This is a genomic window from Paraburkholderia sp. XV (assembly GCF_020177535.1).
Taxonomy (GTDB): Bacteria; Pseudomonadota; Gammaproteobacteria; order Burkholderiales; family Burkholderiaceae; genus Paraburkholderia; species Paraburkholderia caribensis.
The window spans coordinates 1-16,527 of the sequence record NZ_JAGUUD010000018.1; the positions used below are offsets into that span (position 1 = coordinate 1).

Here is a 16,527-nt window from a genome sequence, read left to right on the forward strand (position 1 = left end):
ACCTGAACATCGCGAGCGTGCAGGACACGATGGCGAGCAACGCGCATCAGGAAAGCATGGGTGGCGGGTTCAGCATCAGTCAGGGCGGCGGCAGCGCGAGTTTCAGTCACACCAACGCAAATGCTAACGGCAGCTATGTGGGCGTGAACGAACAGGCAGGTATCCAGGCGGGTGACGGCGGATTCAACGTCAACGTCAAGGGCAACACGGACCTGAAAGGCGCGATCATCGCGAGCGATGCCGACGCGTCGAAGAACAACCTGTCGACGGGCACGCTCACGTATTCCGACATACAGAACCAGTCGAGTTACAACGCACATTCCAGCGGGTTCAGTGCAGGCGCGACGACGGGCGACGGCGGCTCGAACTACACGACGCACGGCCCCACTTCCGGCAAGAACGCAGGCGGCGGTGCGCCGATGTTGAGCCAGAACGACAGCGGCAGCGATAGCGCTACTACGCGCAGCGGGATTAGCGCGGGTACGATCAACGTCACGGACAGCGCGCATCAGACGCAGGACGTGGCGAGCCTGAACCGCGATACGTCGAACACGAACGGCACTGTCGCAAAACTGCCGGACGTGAACAACATACTGAACAATCAGGCTGACATGATGGCGGCGGCGAGCGCGGCAGGCGAAGCGGTGTCGCGGCGCGTGGGCGACTTCGCCGATTCGAAACTCAAGGAAGCACAGGCAGCTGGCGACCAGGCTGGCATCGACGCATGGAAGGAAGGCGGCACGGCGCGCGCGGAAATGCAGGCGGCAGGTGGTGCACTCGTCGCGGGTCTCGCGGGCGGTAATGCGCTTGGCGGCGCGGCTGGTGCAGGCATTGCGTCGATTGCTGCGGGCAAGCTGAACGAACTGAGTGGTGCGATTGCAGGTTCGAATCCGACTGGCAACGCGAGCATGAACGAAGCGCTCGGCAACATCGTGGCAAACGCGATTGCGACTGGCGCGGGCGCGGCGGTCGGCGGCAATGCGGGCGCACTCTCCGGTTATGACGTTGACCGGTTCAATCGGCAGTTGCATCCTGATGAAACGAAGGTTATTCATGAACTAGCCAACGGTGACGCAGATAAGGAACACCGTCTGGAAGCGGCGGGATGTGCGCTGGTCCACTGCGCGGCAGAGTATGCGCCGGGCACGGTCGATTACGCGAAGTACTCGGCTCTAGAAAAAGAAGGTGCGGGTTATACGGCAGAACAAGCGCAATTGAAAAACTACAATGGAACACTGTTCTCGACGGCGGCTGCGGGCGGTATGGTCAGGCAAACGTCGGGGAGCAGTTTGTTTCAGTACACATCGCAAGATGCAAAGGCGGACAGCAGCGCCTTTATTTCCAATGTGCTCGCCACTCAACCTGGCTTTGGCCTAAGCTTGGGTGCAAACGCACAGGGTCATCTGTTTAGTGTTGGGGCAGGCGCTGAAGTGGGCGTCACTGTTGGGTTGGGCCGCAGTCTAAATATGTGTGTGTATGCTCAGGCATGTGGTAATTACGGCTTGGGCTTTTATGGGGGTGCAGGTATATCTGCAACCCTTAGTCAAGGCGCGCCAAGCACAGGTAGTTCGTCAAGCAGAGGCGGATTCCTTGCTGGAGGGGTTGGTCCGGTAGCTGATGTCACTGTGACGCGTGATACTTCGAGTGGAGCTATATCTGCCGGAAAAGGCGTGATCGGCATAGGTGGAGGTTTTGCGGCAGGGGGCACTCAATGTAAGCAGTACAGCGGCTGCGCGGGAGGAAACTAATGGCGTTCAAAATCGGTGCTCTAGCTGTTGCTATCGTTTTTGCGTTTGTCTTCGCCCTTATTCAGCGTAAAGCTGCCGGCGAGAAATATAAGGGGATGAGAGTTGCAAGTTATGGATTTCCGTTCGCGATAATCGGATTATTAGCAGCGGTTGTTGGTCGAGTGAATATCGGCGTTGCATTTGTTGTGATTGCCTTTCCTTTATATATCCTGGGCAGCATCATTCACGTCAAAGCCATGATGCAAGGGTCAGGAAGCATTGACGAGAAATAAACATGCTTTAAACAACCAACCCATCTTTGATTTGGGTTGGTTGTGGCTTGATTCAAGCTGGCGTGATTGAGCCCAGTTCGCCATCTGGCAGAATCGCGTCTTTAGGGCAAAAGTCGCGTAGGGCAAAAAGCTGAAGGCTCAGAACTTTGTCAGGGAATCGATGTGTAAGTGCATGGCACGTCGGGGAAAACGAGGCTCGCCAACGCGGTGGGCATCGGGGTTCGCAGTTCGTTACAACCGGCAGTTGCATCCCGAGGAAACGCAGGTCATCGAGAATCTGGCAAACGGCGATGCGGACAAGGAACACGGGTGCGATTGCGGGACCAACTGGGGCTAACGTCGGATTCTTCAGCAACATGATTCTGGGCGCAGCAGAAGCAGGTACAAATACAGCGTTTAACAACGCCCTCTACGGAGACTCTAATAGCATTACGTATGCTGCGGCTCTAGGTGGTTTGGCTGGCGCAGCGGGGTATCTCGTGGGGCCGCTACGACTGCGGGTTTAGCTAACGCGATGAAGCCATATGTCTATGACAACTTCAATTCAACCATTCCCGCGCTGTTGCAGCCTCGTACCGTAAATCCGATGCCCGGTCTATCAGGTGCTGCAATTGGTGGAATAGCGGCTGGCACATCGTCGTTTGTTCCAGGAAAACAGGTAGGGAAATGACTAGCTCCAAAGTTGATCGACTAATCCTAGATGGCGGTTGGAAAGGAACTCTTACACGGGTGGTCGGCATCACGCTCGTTTATCTTGGCATGAAATTCCTTCCCAACATCGTTGGCTGGCTTTCGGCCCATACAAGCCTGAGTCCGATGTCGACGCAGCAAACCGAGCGTCACAGGGCGATTCTGATCGTTTTTCAGATCGTGTTCGCCTCCGCACTCGCTTTTGAAGTGATCAGGTCTTTGTACGTTCTTTTCCGAAAACGCAAAGGCGCGACGAAGTAATCAGGGAAAAACAACGCATGAAAATCGGAAAGAGGCTGGCGGCTCTGCCGCTCACAGCCCTGGTCACACTCGCGTCCAACGCACAGCAAACGCCGACGCCCGCAGAGGCGGCAGCAGCCGCGCGCGCGAACGCGGAACAGAACCAGCAGCTACAACAGCAACGCGACGCACAGCAGCGCGAGCAGACCGTCAACGCAACGGCCGTGCGTTCGACCGTGCCAAAGGCCGGGGTGTATCCCGACCTTCCGCACGAATCACCGTGCTTTCGCATCGACACTTTCGCGCTCGACGTACCGGCCACGCTGCCCGATATCGCGCGCAAGCATGGCGCGTCGAATCTCCCGCTTGATCCATTCTGGTTCGCGCGGGAATGGCTCGATCACTACAGGGGCGAATGTATCGGCAAGTCCGGACTCGACATACTCACGAAAGGACTGCAACAGACGATTCTCTCGCGCGGTTATGTGACGACGCGCGTCCTGCTACTTGAACAGGACCTGTCGACGGGCACGCTGAAAGTCGCACTCGTGCCCGGTGTTGTGCGTCATTTGCGCTTTGCCGATCCTGAGATGCGCGGCACATGGAAATCTGCGTTTCCCGCACGTGACGGCGACCTGCTGAACCTGCGCGACCTTGAGCAGGGACTGGAGCAGATGAAGCGCGTCGCGACGCAGGACGTGGACATGAAGATCGAACCGACCGACGCGCCAGGCGAAAGCGACATCATCCTGAACGTCAAGCGCTCGAAGCCCTGGACGTTTGTCGTGTCGGCCGACAACTCCGGCACGGATGCGACGGGCAAATGGCAAGGCAACGTAAGTCTCGGTATCGACAACCCACTCGGCCTGAACGACGTATTCATGGTCGGCGCGAACCAGGACCTGTCGTTCGGCAACAAGACACTCGGCTCGCACGGCTTCAACGGCTCGTATTCGGTGCCGTGGGGCTACTGGACAGCGACGCTGTCGGGCAACACGAATACCTATTACCAGAACATTGCCGCCGTGAACCAGACGTTTGTCTCCAGCGGCAACTCGCAGACGGCTGCGTTCAGGCTCGCGCGCGTGCTCTCGCGCAGCCAGAGCGACGTGCTCGGCGCATACGTCCAGCTTTCGAAGCGCGTCGGCGAGAGTTTTATTGAAGGCACAACCATCCCGATTCAGGACCGCAACAACACGTTTATCGAGTTAGGCGCAACTGACCGACATTACTTCGGCGGCGCACAGTTTGATGGGACACTTGCCTATCGCCAGGGCATTCACGGCCTCGGCGCAACAGGCGACCCGAACCCTAACCTGTACAACCCAGGCGACCAGGCGACGCAACACCCGACCTACCTCTACAAGATGGCGGTGCTCGACGCAAACCTGTCGATACCGTTTGCCATCGCGTCGCAGAACTTCCGTTACGTGACGACCTTCCACGGCCAGTACACCGACGATCTGCTGTTCTACATCGACGACCTGACCATCGGCAGCCGCTACACGGTGCGCGGCTTCGACGGAGAAACGATGCTCGCGGCAGAGAAAGGCTTCTACTGGCGCAACGAACTGCAATGGCCTGTCTTCCAGACGGGACAAACGCTGTACGCGGGAGTCGACTACGGACGAGTGTTCGGCCCGAACACGGCGATTCTGGCGGGCACCCAGCTCGCAGGCGCTGTAATTGGCATTCGCGGCGGCATACCGGCGAAGTATGCGGGATTCTCGTATGACCTGTTCGCGGGCACGCCCATCTACAAGCCGGCCGGATTTCCCACTTCGCGGGTGACAGTCGGCGCGCAGGCAACGATGCAGTTCTGATTACAAGTTAATCCAACGGGCAAACGGCCCACTCTATCAGGGAGATAGCCATGTATAAAGTTAGTACTCTGAAACGCTTTGTCACACACAAGGGCGTGAAAGCAGCAACACTATTGCTCGCAATCACGCTCGCCGCATGCGGCGGCGGTAGCAGCGGCAATCCGTCGTCTGTGACCAATTCGGCCGCGACGCCCTCGGGCGCATCGGACGCTTCGACGCCGACGCCATCGGCTAACGCGAGCTTCTTCGACAGCATATTTCTCGACGGCAGCGGCGCGGGCTACTACCAGTTCGGTGCGAATCTGCGGCCTGGCAGTTCGACGCCGCTTGCCACAGGCCGGACCCGCTTCTTCGTGACGGGCGAATCGGACCTGAATTTCAGCCGGTCGATCGACATCATTCTCGGCGCTTACGGGTCGGATCTGGACTATGGCTACATCACGGCGGAAGGTCTGTTCACCTCGCGCAATCCGAATCCGAGCGATATCGGCACGTACTCGAAAATCTTTCAGCGGCTGGCCCAAGGCTACCAGTTGGGCATGCGAGGAACGTCGACCGCGCTGTATGAAGTGACGCTGACGGTCCAGGACGTGGCTGGCCAACCGGTCAGTGACGTGGTACGTCGGGAAGAAGCAGTCGGTAATGGACTGCGGAGTCTGCTGTCATCGGACGGCGCAATCATGCCAGCGGGTTCGCAGACCTACGTGCAGAGTGGAAAGGTACTCGTTCAGCACATTACTTTCGACGAAACCAATTCCGTCACTGGCCCCAGTTCCGGCTCGCTGGAGCAGATGCAGGCGAGCGTCGGCGGCACAATCCAGACCTTGGGCGGTTATCGCTACCTGATCGGCAACGGCAGCCAGTCGGTCTATGTCGAATACAACGGCACACTTCACGATGGCTGGCTGTACAACGCGGGCGACGTGCGCGACGCAATGCCATCGGGCTATAACAAGATCGCTGCCGACTTTCTCGCAGCGGAAGAAAAGAAAGTGGGCCTCTAACATTTGTGTGAAAGGAGGGCACGCTCGCCTTTCACCTGTCGGCCTACCGCTTGATAGCGACCACAACCAGCGCAGGCAGGAAGGTCACGATAACGAGGTTGAATAGCACACGCGCAGCTTCGGTAAAGCAGGCGACAGGTTGCAGCCTGGAAGCCATGTTCGCTCCCGACAAAACACAACCGTGCCGGAAGGTACGGTCGAATCGGGTACTTGGACGTCACGGCCTCTGCCGTGCGCTTACGGGTAACGGAAGCGGGTGAGACGCCTGTTCGAAGCGTTGGCAACGGGCAGCAACCGGAGCGTTGCCGTGTGAAGTGTGGGGACGTTGGGGGCCCGTGGGCAAACGTCAAGAATTGGCGGTGTGAGCCGCTTTCTTTTGCCTACTTTTCTTTGCGGCGGCAAAGAAAAGTAGGTGCCGCCCCGCACAGGGGCAACGCATGCGAACCACAAACAAAACGCGGATGCCCGCGCAAAGGCCAAAAACACCAAACCGCGACGCCTGAAGCAGCTAACAAATCGCAAATGCCAGCGCAAAGGCAAAACCAATCACCCATCACGCCACACTAGCAAAAGCCTCCTCGATCTGCGCAGCATCAGTAGGCCGCACCACCCGTGCCACCTCGACCCCATCGCGCACAAAGACCAGCGTAGGCCACAACTTGACCTTGAACGAACGCCCGAGCGGCCTTCCCGGCCCATCTTCGATCTTGAGATGCCGAGTCCCTGGATGCTGGCCAAAAGCCTTACCGATCACAGGCTGCGCACCCTGACAGTACCCGCACCAATCGGTGCCAAATTCGACGACAGTCAGACCCGCCATCGCGTCAACATCCGCGCGCGTCGGCGCGACCTTCGAGTATTGATTCGCGTTAGTCATAAGCCTCCATGGCCTCCATGCGCCGGACAACGCGGCGCGTCAAACGCCATGTTGCCCGTAGTCGAAGAACCCTGCCGACGGCCTGCCGTCACTTCCCGGCAGCAGCCTGCCGCCGCGCCCGCACAGCTTGCGCAAGCGTATGCAGCACAGGTTCGGTCTGCCCCCAACCGATACAGGCGTCAGTAATCGACACCCCACGAGCAAGCGGCACGCCCGGCTTCAGATCCTGCCGCCCCGCTTCGAGATGGCTTTCGATCATCACCCCGACGATCCGCTTATCCCCACCCGTCAACTGATTCGCCAGGTCTTGAGCGACTTCGATCTGCCGCTCATGCGACTTGTTCGAATTGGCATGCGAGCAATCGACCATCACCTGTTCCCGCAACCCCAACTTGCGCAGCGCGCTGCAAGCCTCCTCGACACCCGCAGCATCATAATTCGGCCCCTTCTTGCCGCCACGCAGGATCACATGCGCGTCGTCATTGCCACGCGTCTCGAAGATCGCGGCCATGCCCATCTTCGTCATGCCCATGAACGCATGGCTCGCGGCCGCAGCGACAATCGCATCAGCGGCGATCTGCACGCCGCCGTCGGTGCCGTTCTTGAACCCGATGGGACACGACAACCCCGACGCCAACTGCCGATGGCTCTGACTTTCAGTCGTACGCGCGCCGATCGCGCCCCAGGCGATCAGGTCGGCAATGTACTGCGGGCTCAGCAGATCGAGAAATTCCGTAGCCGTCGGCAAGCCGAGCCCGCTGATTTCGAGCAGCAACTCGCGCGCGCGCCGAAGCCCTTCGTTGATCCGGAAGCTGCCGTCCAGACGCGGATCGTTGATATAGCCTTTCCAGCCGACCGTCGTACGCGGCTTCTCGAAGTACACGCGCATGACGATCATCAGATCGTCGCGCAGCGAATCGGCGGCTGCTTTCAGCTTGTGCGCGTATTCCATCGCCTGATCGTGGTCGTGAATCGAGCACGGACCGACGACGACGACCAGCCGGTCGTCACGATCGTGCAGGATATCGGCGATCTCGACGCGGCTCTGTTCAACCAGCGTTTGCACGTCGGGCGGGCACGGCAGTTCGTCGAGCAGCAGCGCCGGCGAGATCAGCGGACGCACCGCGCCGATGCGCGTGTCGTCGATGCGCGTGATGTCCTGGGTGGAATCGGCGACGCCGGCTTCCTGGTCGCGTGTGGGGTTGTCGATGCGGCTCACTTTGTTCTCCAGCTCTGCATTTCGGGGCAATTGTGGATTATCGCACTCGCCGTGCGGGAGACGCAGCCGGCCTCCCGCGCGGGTTTCAGGCACCGTTCATCAGCTGGATCAGATACGGCTTCCACACTTCAGGATGCGCAAGCGTCTGGTGTCCGTACGATTGCGCCGTCTCCGGCATTTCCACATAGCGCCCCTGCGGCACCTTGCCGATCAGCCGCTGCATCACGTTCAGATCCGTGGCGTTGATCAGGTCGTCGGCGAAATTGACGGCGAAAAGGCGGCCGCGAATCGCACCGAGATCCGGCTCCGGGTTGTAATCCCACGACGACTCGAACCAGTACAGCACGTCGTTGGGATCGGTCTTCGCCGCATCCGCGACGATCGATTCCGTCATGCGCGTCGCCGCCGCGCGGTCGGGCGCCTGTTCCTGCATGCGCGCCGCGTCGCCCGTGATCAGCGTGAAGACGGGCATCACGCGCGCCCATTGCGTCGGCGGCGTGGTGTAGCTGCCGTCCTGCCAGCCTGGATCGTTGCGGATCGCGCCGACGATCATCTGCCGCCACAGCCAGTTGCGCCCCGCCATCGCGATCGGCTGGCTGGCGATCGGCATCAGCGCGTCGGCCATGCCCGGATAGCGCTCGCCCCATATCCAGGTCTGCATGCCGCCCATCGACGTGCCCAGCACGAGTTTCAGATGCCGCACCTTCAGCCCTTCGACCAGCAGCCTGTGATTCGCTTCGACGACGTCGCCATAGCCGTAGTGCGGAAACTTCGTGCGCAAGCCGTCGCTCGGTTTGGACGAGCCGCCGCGCCCGAGGCCGTCGGGCATCACGATGAAGTAGCGCTGGGTATCGAGCGGCTCGCCGGCGGCGAACAGCTCCTTGCGCATCAGCGGCGTGAGGAACGCCTTGCCCGTGCCCGTCGTGCCATGCAGCAACAGCACGGCGTTCGTGATCTCGCCGTGCGCGTCGCGCTGCGGCGTGCCGAGCGTCACGTAATGGATGCGCAGGTCGGGAAAGATCGTGCCGTCGGAGAAATGGAAGTCATGCGCGATGAAGTCGGCGGCATGTTCGGTGGGATCGGCGGAAGCGTCGGCGGCGTGGGCAGCAGGCAGGGTCAGCGCCAATGCGAAAGCCGTCAGTAATGCAACGCGAGCGAGGGTCGAACGAAACACGGTTGGTCTCCGTCATCGTGTACGCGATGGCCTGCGATCGTACACGATGACGGAAATGGGCGTGCGGACGTGCCGCGCGAACCTCAGAGCGCGTCGTAGCGCGCCTTGATGCTCTCGAACAGTGTCCAGAACGACGCAGGCGCAGTGCCCTTCAGGCGCTCGCGCAGCACGTCGAGATGACTATGCCAGCCCGGACCGACATCCCGTTGCTCGTCGCGGCCGGACAGGTTGCGATGCGTGAGCACGAGCTTCACGTGATCGCCCGCCTCCGATAACTCGAAGGTCACTTCCGACAGATTGTCCTGAATGCTGCCCCATGTGAACGCGAGCAGATGCGGCGGCTCGAAGCGCAATAGCCGGTGCAGCGAATCATGTCCGCCCGCATACTGACGATACGGCTCGGGCGGAACCTCAGGCGACGCAGACAACAGCGAGTGATCGAAATGCATCATGAAGTCGCCGCCGGGTTGCGGTGGCATCGCGCCCGATGCGAGCCACTGGCTGCGTTTGTCTGACTCGGTCAGATACGCCCACACACGCTCGATCGGGCCGGGCAGCAGCCGTTCGAAGCGCACGGCCTGCGTGCCGTCGAAAACGCCGAGCGGTTCGTTCTGGTTCATCGTGTATCCCCCTTGGAATTGCGCAGCAGGTCTTCGAGCGCGTCGAGCCGGCTGCTCCAGAAGTGTTCGTAGAGACGCAGCCACGCGTCGGCGGCGGCGAGCGGGGCCGGGTCGATCCGGCAGATATGCGAGCGCCCTTGCACCCGGCGCTGGATCAGCCCCGCGCCTTCGAGCACCTTGACGTGCTTCGACGCCGCCGCGAACGACATCGCGAACGGCGCGGCCAGTTCGCCGATGCTGCGTTCGCCGGCGGCAAGCTGCGCGAGCATCGCGCGCCGGGTGGGATCGGACAGCGCGCGGAACACGCCGTCGAGAGCAGACTCGTTCATCGGTCCGAGTATAGGCAAGGTTTCGGCCTTATTCAACCATTCAGTTGAATATCAGTTGTCCGGCATCAACCCGCGAATCGCCGCGCCGAGTTCGGCAACGAGCCGGTCGGCCTTCTCGGGGCGCACGCCCGCGTAGCCGAGCATGAAACCGTTGTAGCGTCCGGCGTCTTCGCCTTGATGGCAATACGTGCTCAACGGCGACACCAACATGCCTTGCTCGCGCAACGCGGCGCTTACATCGCGATCTTGCAGGGGCGTATCGAGCCGCATCGTCAGATGCATGCCGCTGCCATCGGATGAAACCGTGACGAGATCGCGCATGTGCGTATGGATCGCGCTGACCATCGCATCGCGCCGCTGCAGATAGATGCGGCGCATGCGGCGCAAATGGCGCGCGTACTTGCCGCTTTCGATGAAATCCGCCAGCGCGAGCTGATCCGCGACGCGTCCTTGCCGCGACATCTCGCCGATTACGCCGCCGATCTCCGGCGCGAGGCTGGCCGGCACGATCATGAAACCGATGCGCAGCGCCGGAAACATCGTCTTGCTGAAGGTGCCGAGATAGACGACGGGCGCGGCGTCGCGCAGGCCCTGAACCGACGGCAGCGGCGGACCGCTGTGGCGCAGCTCGCTGTCGTAGTCGTCCTCGATGATCCACGCGCCGCGCTCGACGACGTGGTCGATGATCGACCAGCGCCGCTCCAGGCTCAGCACGCTGCCAAGCGGATATTGATGCGACGGCGTGATGTAGACGAGGCGCGGCGGCGTGCGCTGCCAGTGTGGCTCCGTGGGCGCGAGTCCGGCGGCGTCGACGGGAATCGGCACGATGTTCAGGCCCGCCGCCTGGAACGCAATCCGCGCGCCCTGATAGCCGGGGTTTTCGAGCCATGCCGTATCGCCGGGATCGGCGAGGATGCGCGCGCACAGATCGAGGCTCGTATGCGTGCCCGACGTGATGAACACCTGATCGGCCGTGCAACGCACACCGCGCGACACGCGCACATACTCGGCCACCGCGCGCCGCAGCGACGGATGACCCGCGTGATAGCCGTAGCCGAGATCGCGTGCATCGACGGCTCGCCATGCGCGCTCCATCGACGCTCGCCATTGCGCGACGGGGAATTCGTCGAGCGCGGGCACGCCCGCCTGAAACGGCGAACGCATGCCGCGCGCGGCGCGATCGCGCGGCAGACTGGCGACGCGCCGCGACAGCCCGCTGACAGGCGCGACGTCGGCGTCTTCCGCATTCCCCGAAGGCAGCGCAACGCAACTGACGATCGACCCGTGACGGCTCGCCGCGATAAAGCCTTCTTCAGCGAGCCGTTCGTACGCGTACAGCACCGAGTTGCGCGCGATGCCGAGCTGCTCGGCGAGCGCGCGTGTCGGCACGAGCTGGCTGCCGTGACGAATGTCGCCATTCAGGATGGCGTGACGCAGGCTTTCGTAAAGCAGCGTTTGCTGCGTGAGCCTGCGGCCCGCCGCCTGGCTCGCGAAGCGCGACATCAACAGCCCGTAGTCCAATTGCGTGGCTCCAGATTTTGTATTCGATGTGGAGCTAACAATGGTGCCACAGAAACCCTATGCTTCGTCGATATCCATCGATACAGGAAAGGAGCGCCGCCCGTGACGCAAGCTGTGAAAATCCGCCCCGTCGTTCCCGCCGACTACGAGGCATGGCTGCCGCTGTGGGACGGCTATAACCGTTTCTATGGCCGCTTCGACGAAACGGCGCTGCCGCGCGAAATCACGCAACTGACGTGGGCGCGCTTCTTCGACGGGCTGGAGCCCATGCATGCGATGGTGGCCGAACGTGCCGACGGCACGCTGACGGGCCTTGTGCATTATCTGTATCACCGCAGCACGCTGATGGCGGGACCGACGTGCTATCTGCACGATCTGTTCGCGCTCGAATCGGAGCGCGGCAAGGGCGTGGGCCGCGCCTTGATCGAAGCTGTCTACGGCGCGGCGAAGGCCGCGCGCGCCGAACGCGTGTACTGGCTCACGCACGAGACGAATCAAACGGCCATGCAGCTCTACGACAAGATCGCCGACCGTTCGGGCTTCGTCGTGTATCGAAAGCCGCTTTAGGCGAGGTCTTTGACCAGCGAGCGGCGCACGTCGTCGGTGACGGGTTGCAGGTCGACGGGATAGCCGGGGTGATCGCAGCCGATCAGCAACGCCGCGCCGTCTCGCAGGCGCGCTTTCATCGAAGGCGTAAGTTCGAAACGAACGAAGTGCACAGCCGAGGTCTTTTCGTTGTTCTCGCGTTCGAGGTCTTCGTCGGAGATCGCGTAGACGGGCTCTTCGCCGTCCACCCGAATGAATACGCTGTCTTCGATGCCGATCAGCCGCGCGAGCGCCGCGCGTCGCTCGACCTCGTTTTCGTATTCGATCTGTAGCGTCGCCTTGAAGTTGCTGCCGTTGGGCACGAGTGGCAGATACGCTTCGAGTTCGCCCTGAATGCCGTCTTCGTCGAAGATCTTTTCGATGTGCAGCATCTCCTGAATCTGGTAGCGAATGGTCAGTTCGTCTTCGAACAGGAACGTCAGGTGGTTGCCCAACCGGACCATGCGGCTTTTCTTGTGCTCGATGATCCGCTCGCGCATCGTCTTGCGCTGCTTCGCATAGTTTTCGAGCGACAACAGGGAGTTCCTCGCAATGCTCATCGTCATCCTCGCAAATTGAAGATCAAAGGCCGTACGCCTTGCGCAGCAGCGTCAACGGATGCGCGAGCGGCGTCTTCGGCAAGCTGTTTTCGTCGAAACCCTGTTCGATGTGATGACCGGCAAGCTGGCAATCGGACGAGATGTAATCGGGCTGCGGCTGCGCCATCGCCTTGAAGACGGGCGTGCCGATCTTCATCGCCATGGCGTGAAATTCCTTCTTCACGCCGAACGTGCCCGCGTGACCGGAACAACGCTCGACGACCGTCACCTGCGTATCCGGCACGAGCGCGAACGTCTCCGACGTCTTGCGTCCGATGTTCTGCACGCGCGCATGACACGGCACGTGATACGACACCTTGCCAAGCGGCGTGTTGAAGTCGGTCTTCAGCAAACCATCGCGATGGCGCGCCATGAAGTACTCGAACGGGTCCCAGAATGCTTCGCTGACGGCGCGCACGTCCGGGTCGTCGGGGAACATCAGCGGCAGTTCGTGCTTGTACATCAGCACGCAACTCGGGATCGCGCCGACGATCGCGTAGCCGTCGCGCGCATAACGCGCGAGCACGGGCATGTTCTTCTCTTTCTTCGCCGCGACACCCTGCAAGTTGCCTTGCTCGAGCAAGGGCATGCCGCAGCATGCCTCGCTCGATACCAGTTCGTAGGGAATGTCGTTGTGCGCGAGCACGGCCAGCAGATCGTGACCGATGCCCGGCTCGTTGAAATTCACGTAGCAGGTCGAGTAGATCGCGACCTTGCCGGGCGTGCGCTCGCCGTCCCGGGTCTGCACCTGCGGCGACTTCTTCGCGGCGCTGCGAAATTTGCGCGCGGCGAAGTCGGGCAGCCAGGCATCCTTGTCGACGCCGAGCGCCTTTTCCATCATGCCGCGCGCCGCGTGCGTGTGATTCACGGCATTGACCGTCTGCGTAACGATGGGAATGCCGGCGAACGTGCCGAGCGCGTCGGTGTTCGACAGAAACTTGTCGCGCAACGGCACGTCGCCGCGCCGGAAGGCGGCCGCCTTCGCGCGCAGCATCAGGTGCGGAAAATCGACGTTCCATTGATGCGGCGGCACATACGGACATTTCGTCATGTAGCACAGGTCGCACAGGTAGCATTGATCGACAACGGCGCCGAACTTCTTCTTGTCGACGTCGTGCGCCTCGCCCGTGTCCGTTTCGTCGACGAGATCGAACAGGGCGGGAAATGCGCCGCATAGCGACACGCATCGGCGACAGCCGGCGCAGATGTCGAACACGCGCGTCAATTCCTGATCGATCGCTTCGGGATCGTAGAACGCGTCCGATTGCCAGTCGAGCGGATGGCGAATGGGCGCTTCGAGACTGCCTTCCTTGTGAGGCATGGCGTGCGTCTCCGATGGCATGGCGGGCCTGCTTACTCCCATCCCATGCAAGGCTGTGGGGTTGTTTTATGCGCTTCTTTCTCGTCAGCGCGTTCGAACTTTTTTTCGCGTACGGTGCGCGAAATCGTGATCGTCTCAGTACGTCTCGCGTTTGTGCCGCGTTTGCACCGCGTTTGTACCGCACTATCGCGTCCGTCCGCATGCCAAGCCCGCACCAGACGGAAGCGACAACACGCGCCAGCCGTGCAGCCGGCGCGTGCAACTCAATCGACCAGCGCCTCCAATGCCTTCGTATAGCGATTCGCATGGCTGCGTTCCGCCTTTGCCAGCGTTTCGAACCAGTTCGCGATTTCGTCGAAGCCTTCTTCGCGCGCAGCCTTTGCCATGCCGGGATACATATCGGTGTATTCGTGCGTCTCGCCCGCTATCGCCGCTTGCAGATTCTGACGCGATGAACCGAACGGCAACCCCGTCGCCGGATCGCCCGAGACTTCCAGATATTCGAGGTGGCCATGCGCGTGACCCGTCTCACCTTCCGCCGTCGAACGGAATAGCGCCGCGACGTCGTTCTGTCCCTCCACATCGGCCTTCGCTGCGAAATACAGGTAGCGGCGATTGGCCTGTGATTCACCCGCAAATGCGGCCTTCAGATTCTCCTCCGTCTTCGAACCCTTGAGTTGCGCCATCTGAGCCTCCATCCAAAGCCTGTATGTGGGAGCGCGCGTTTCTGATGGCAACGACCGGCCAGACGCGCGCACCTGAGCCGTGCCTTAAATCTAGGAGTTCGGCGATGCGTTCCCAATTGGGTTTTTCAATCCGACCGATAGCTGTTTGCCTTGCATAACCGTTGGCCCGAAGTAGACTGAGGAAGCGCACATACTCAATCTTTCACCCGGGGGATTTCTGCATGCGGCTGACCATATTGATCAACGGTTCGGACCCCACCGTCAATCACGACTACGCCGTGCTTTGGCTCGATACCGACGAACGTCGCTGGTCGAGAGAAGCACACGATGGGATCGACCTGCCCCCTTGGGGCGAACTCCATGACGAGAACGGCGTCACTAAACTCTGCGCGCCGAGCGCAGAAGCGCCGTTGTGCACATTGAATGGCCTGCACGTGGACGGACGGCAGCGGGTCAGCTCGGCACAAGGCAGCGCGGCGTGGTCGTCGGACCGCACGCACGCGCCGATGAATGGCTACTGGCGCTTGCAGGCCGTTGACCGCTTGCCGGTCCACGCCGAGCACAGCGTATTCGGACGTTAAGCCTGCTTCGTATTCACGCCCGCGCCGCGCATCCCCTAACCGGCGCGGGCTCTTCCTCTCTCACGCCTATCCTTGTCAATCGGGCACGCAGAAATTGCGGTGCGGCAATGCGTCGTGACGGTTTTGCCGATACGTCGACGCGACCACGCGTAACGTCATGTAAGCCCTTGCGTCGTGCATAGGTGGCGCGGCTATACTTGCGGCCCCCTCAATTCGCTTTTCCGATCTATGAAGAAGTGGTTAGTCAGCCTGCTTATCGTGGCCGCGAGTCACGCGACGCACACGTGGGCGGCAACGTCATGCACGGATTTCACGCCCAACGCACAATGGCCCGTGCTGACGAACGCGAAAATGACGCCGAAGTCGCGCATGCTGTGCTACTCGGATTTCGCCGTTCTGCACTCTGGCATTACGCATGGTCCGCTATGGTCCGCCGAGCATTTGACGCGCGGCCATATCGAAGCCGCGAAAGACATGGTGCGCACCAACAAGTTCTTCGAGGACGCGCGCCTGCCCGACGGCGAAGGCGCGACGCTCGCCGACTATAAGCGCAGCGGTTTCGATCGCGGCCATATGAGCCCGGCTGGCAATCGATGGAACGCGGAGGCGATGGCGCAGTCGTTCTCGCTCGCCAACGTCGTGCCGCAGAACCGCGAGAACAACCAGCGCATGTGGTCGCGCATCGAAACGGCCGTGCGCAAGCTGTCGATGAAATACGACGACATCTACGTGGTCACCGGCCCGATGTTCATCGGCGGACAGTTGCAGACCATCGGGCCGACGCGCGTGTTCGTGCCGACGCAGCTGTTCAAGGTCGTCTACGTGCCATCGACGAAACTCGCGTTCGCGATCGTCGCGGACAACGTCGCCACCGACCGCTACGAGGTGAAGTCGGTGCATGAACTCGAAACGATGAGCGGCATCCGCTTTCCGGGCATCCCGGAAAATCTGAAAGACCAGCGTCCGGGAGGGCTGAAAGGTGTTTAAAGCGTATTCGAACGACGACGACGTGCTCAACATCCAGGGCGACGCGCTGACGGTGTCGAACGGCACCACGCGCGTCGTGCTGAACGGCACGCTCGATATCACGAAGGACAAGCGCGGTCTGAAAGCGGCGCTGGCGCTGAAAGAAGCGCTCGACGGCATCGTCGCCGCGCTTCAGGCGGAATCGCATCTGCCGGAGCAGGTGAAGGAAGCGCCCGACGCGAAGCCGGGCGTGATCGACAATCCGTTCTAGC

The 16,527-nt window shown here is 61.2% G+C and carries 17 protein-coding genes and 1 pseudogene; 9 read left to right on the forward strand and 9 right to left on the reverse strand.

The window, feature by feature from the left end; translation table 11 throughout:
- The 5 genes and pseudogenes from KFO72_RS12070 to KFO72_RS12090 form a co-directional block, all read left to right on the forward strand.
- A pseudogene (locus KFO72_RS12070) lies at positions 1–1,748 on the forward strand (filamentous hemagglutinin); the annotation flags it as partial.
- Positions 1,748–2,020 (forward strand): hypothetical protein, encoded by a 273-nt coding sequence (locus tag KFO72_RS12075; protein WP_054933126.1) that lies wholly within the window; start codon positions 1,748–1,750, stop codon positions 2,018–2,020. The pseudogene KFO72_RS12070 and the gene KFO72_RS12075, both read left to right, overlap by 1 nt.
- Positions 2,021–2,686: 666 nt before the next feature.
- Positions 2,687–2,971 (forward strand): hypothetical protein, encoded by a 285-nt coding sequence (locus tag KFO72_RS12080; RefSeq protein ID WP_225032211.1) that lies wholly within the window; start codon positions 2,687–2,689, stop codon positions 2,969–2,971.
- A 17-nt stretch (positions 2,972–2,988) separates the two neighbouring features.
- Positions 2,989–4,773, forward strand: a complete 1,785-nt coding sequence (locus KFO72_RS12085; RefSeq protein ID WP_225032212.1) for a ShlB/FhaC/HecB family hemolysin secretion/activation protein — start codon at positions 2,989–2,991, stop codon at positions 4,771–4,773.
- A 50-nt stretch (positions 4,774–4,823) separates the two neighbouring features.
- Complete coding sequence (locus KFO72_RS12090) at positions 4,824–5,777, forward strand: hypothetical protein (protein ID WP_063787011.1); 954 nt, start codon at positions 4,824–4,826, stop codon at positions 5,775–5,777.
- A gap of 553 nt (positions 5,778–6,330) precedes the next feature.
- On the opposite strand, the gene KFO72_RS12095 is transcribed toward KFO72_RS12090, so the two are convergent.
- The 6 genes from KFO72_RS12095 to KFO72_RS12120 all read right to left on the reverse strand — a co-directional run bounded on the left by KFO72_RS12095 (position 6,331) and on the right by KFO72_RS12120 (position 11,517).
- Positions 6,331–6,654, reverse strand: coding sequence for a thioredoxin family protein (locus KFO72_RS12095; protein ID WP_054933141.1), 324 nt, complete (start codon positions 6,652–6,654; stop codon positions 6,331–6,333).
- An 88-nt stretch (positions 6,655–6,742) separates the two neighbouring features.
- Positions 6,743–7,873, reverse strand: coding sequence for a 3-deoxy-7-phosphoheptulonate synthase (locus KFO72_RS12100; protein WP_054933142.1), 1,131 nt, complete (start codon positions 7,871–7,873; stop codon positions 6,743–6,745).
- A gap of 85 nt (positions 7,874–7,958) precedes the next feature.
- Positions 7,959–9,047: an alpha/beta fold hydrolase gene (locus KFO72_RS12105; RefSeq protein WP_225032213.1), complete on the reverse strand. Its 1,089-nt coding sequence runs from the start codon at positions 9,045–9,047 to the stop codon at positions 7,959–7,961.
- A gap of 83 nt (positions 9,048–9,130) precedes the next feature.
- Positions 9,131–9,667 carry an SRPBCC family protein gene (locus KFO72_RS12110; RefSeq protein WP_225032214.1) on the reverse strand — a complete coding sequence of 179 codons (537 nt, stop codon included), beginning with the start codon at positions 9,665–9,667 and terminating at the stop codon, positions 9,131–9,133.
- Positions 9,664–9,996 (reverse strand): ArsR/SmtB family transcription factor, encoded by a 333-nt coding sequence (locus KFO72_RS12115; RefSeq protein WP_054933145.1) that lies wholly within the window; start codon positions 9,994–9,996, stop codon positions 9,664–9,666. Before KFO72_RS12115 ends, KFO72_RS12110 begins: the two co-directional genes overlap by 4 nt.
- 51 nt (positions 9,997–10,047) lie before the next feature.
- On the reverse strand, positions 10,048–11,517 hold the full coding sequence (locus KFO72_RS12120; RefSeq protein ID WP_225032215.1) for a PLP-dependent aminotransferase family protein: 1,470 nt from the start codon (positions 11,515–11,517) through the stop codon (positions 10,048–10,050).
- Between the two features lie 102 nt (positions 11,518–11,619).
- Between KFO72_RS12120 and KFO72_RS12125 the strand changes: the two genes are divergently transcribed.
- Positions 11,620–12,084: a GNAT family N-acetyltransferase gene (locus tag KFO72_RS12125; RefSeq protein ID WP_225032216.1), complete on the forward strand. Its 465-nt coding sequence runs from the start codon at positions 11,620–11,622 to the stop codon at positions 12,082–12,084.
- Here KFO72_RS12125 and KFO72_RS12130 read toward each other — a convergent pair.
- The 3 genes from KFO72_RS12130 to KFO72_RS12140 form a co-directional block, all read right to left on the reverse strand.
- Positions 12,081–12,662 (reverse strand): DUF3501 family protein, encoded by a 582-nt coding sequence (locus KFO72_RS12130; RefSeq protein WP_054933166.1) that lies wholly within the window; start codon positions 12,660–12,662, stop codon positions 12,081–12,083. The two genes, KFO72_RS12125 and KFO72_RS12130, sit on opposite strands and share 4 nt — an antisense overlap.
- Before the next feature lie 22 nt (positions 12,663–12,684).
- On the reverse strand, positions 12,685–14,022 hold the full coding sequence (locus tag KFO72_RS12135; RefSeq protein WP_225032217.1) for a heterodisulfide reductase-related iron-sulfur binding cluster: 1,338 nt from the start codon (positions 14,020–14,022) through the stop codon (positions 12,685–12,687).
- Positions 14,023–14,285: 263 nt separating this feature from the next.
- Complete coding sequence (locus KFO72_RS12140) at positions 14,286–14,708, reverse strand: rubrerythrin family protein (RefSeq protein ID WP_035998670.1); 423 nt, start codon at positions 14,706–14,708, stop codon at positions 14,286–14,288.
- Between the two features lie 221 nt (positions 14,709–14,929).
- Here KFO72_RS12140 and KFO72_RS12145 point away from each other — a divergent pair, with 221 nt between their 5' ends.
- The 3 genes from KFO72_RS12145 to KFO72_RS12155 all read left to right on the forward strand — a co-directional run bounded on the left by KFO72_RS12145 (position 14,930) and on the right by KFO72_RS12155 (position 16,526).
- Positions 14,930–15,289 (forward strand): DUF3564 domain-containing protein, encoded by a 360-nt coding sequence (locus KFO72_RS12145; protein ID WP_054933148.1) that lies wholly within the window; start codon positions 14,930–14,932, stop codon positions 15,287–15,289.
- 228 nt (positions 15,290–15,517) lie between these two features.
- Complete coding sequence (locus KFO72_RS12150) at positions 15,518–16,276, forward strand: DNA/RNA non-specific endonuclease (RefSeq protein WP_060604516.1); 759 nt, start codon at positions 15,518–15,520, stop codon at positions 16,274–16,276.
- Positions 16,269–16,526: a hypothetical protein gene (locus tag KFO72_RS12155; protein WP_054933150.1), complete on the forward strand. Its 258-nt coding sequence runs from the start codon at positions 16,269–16,271 to the stop codon at positions 16,524–16,526. Before KFO72_RS12150 ends, KFO72_RS12155 begins: the two co-directional genes overlap by 8 nt.
- Position 16,527 lies beyond the last annotated feature (1 nt).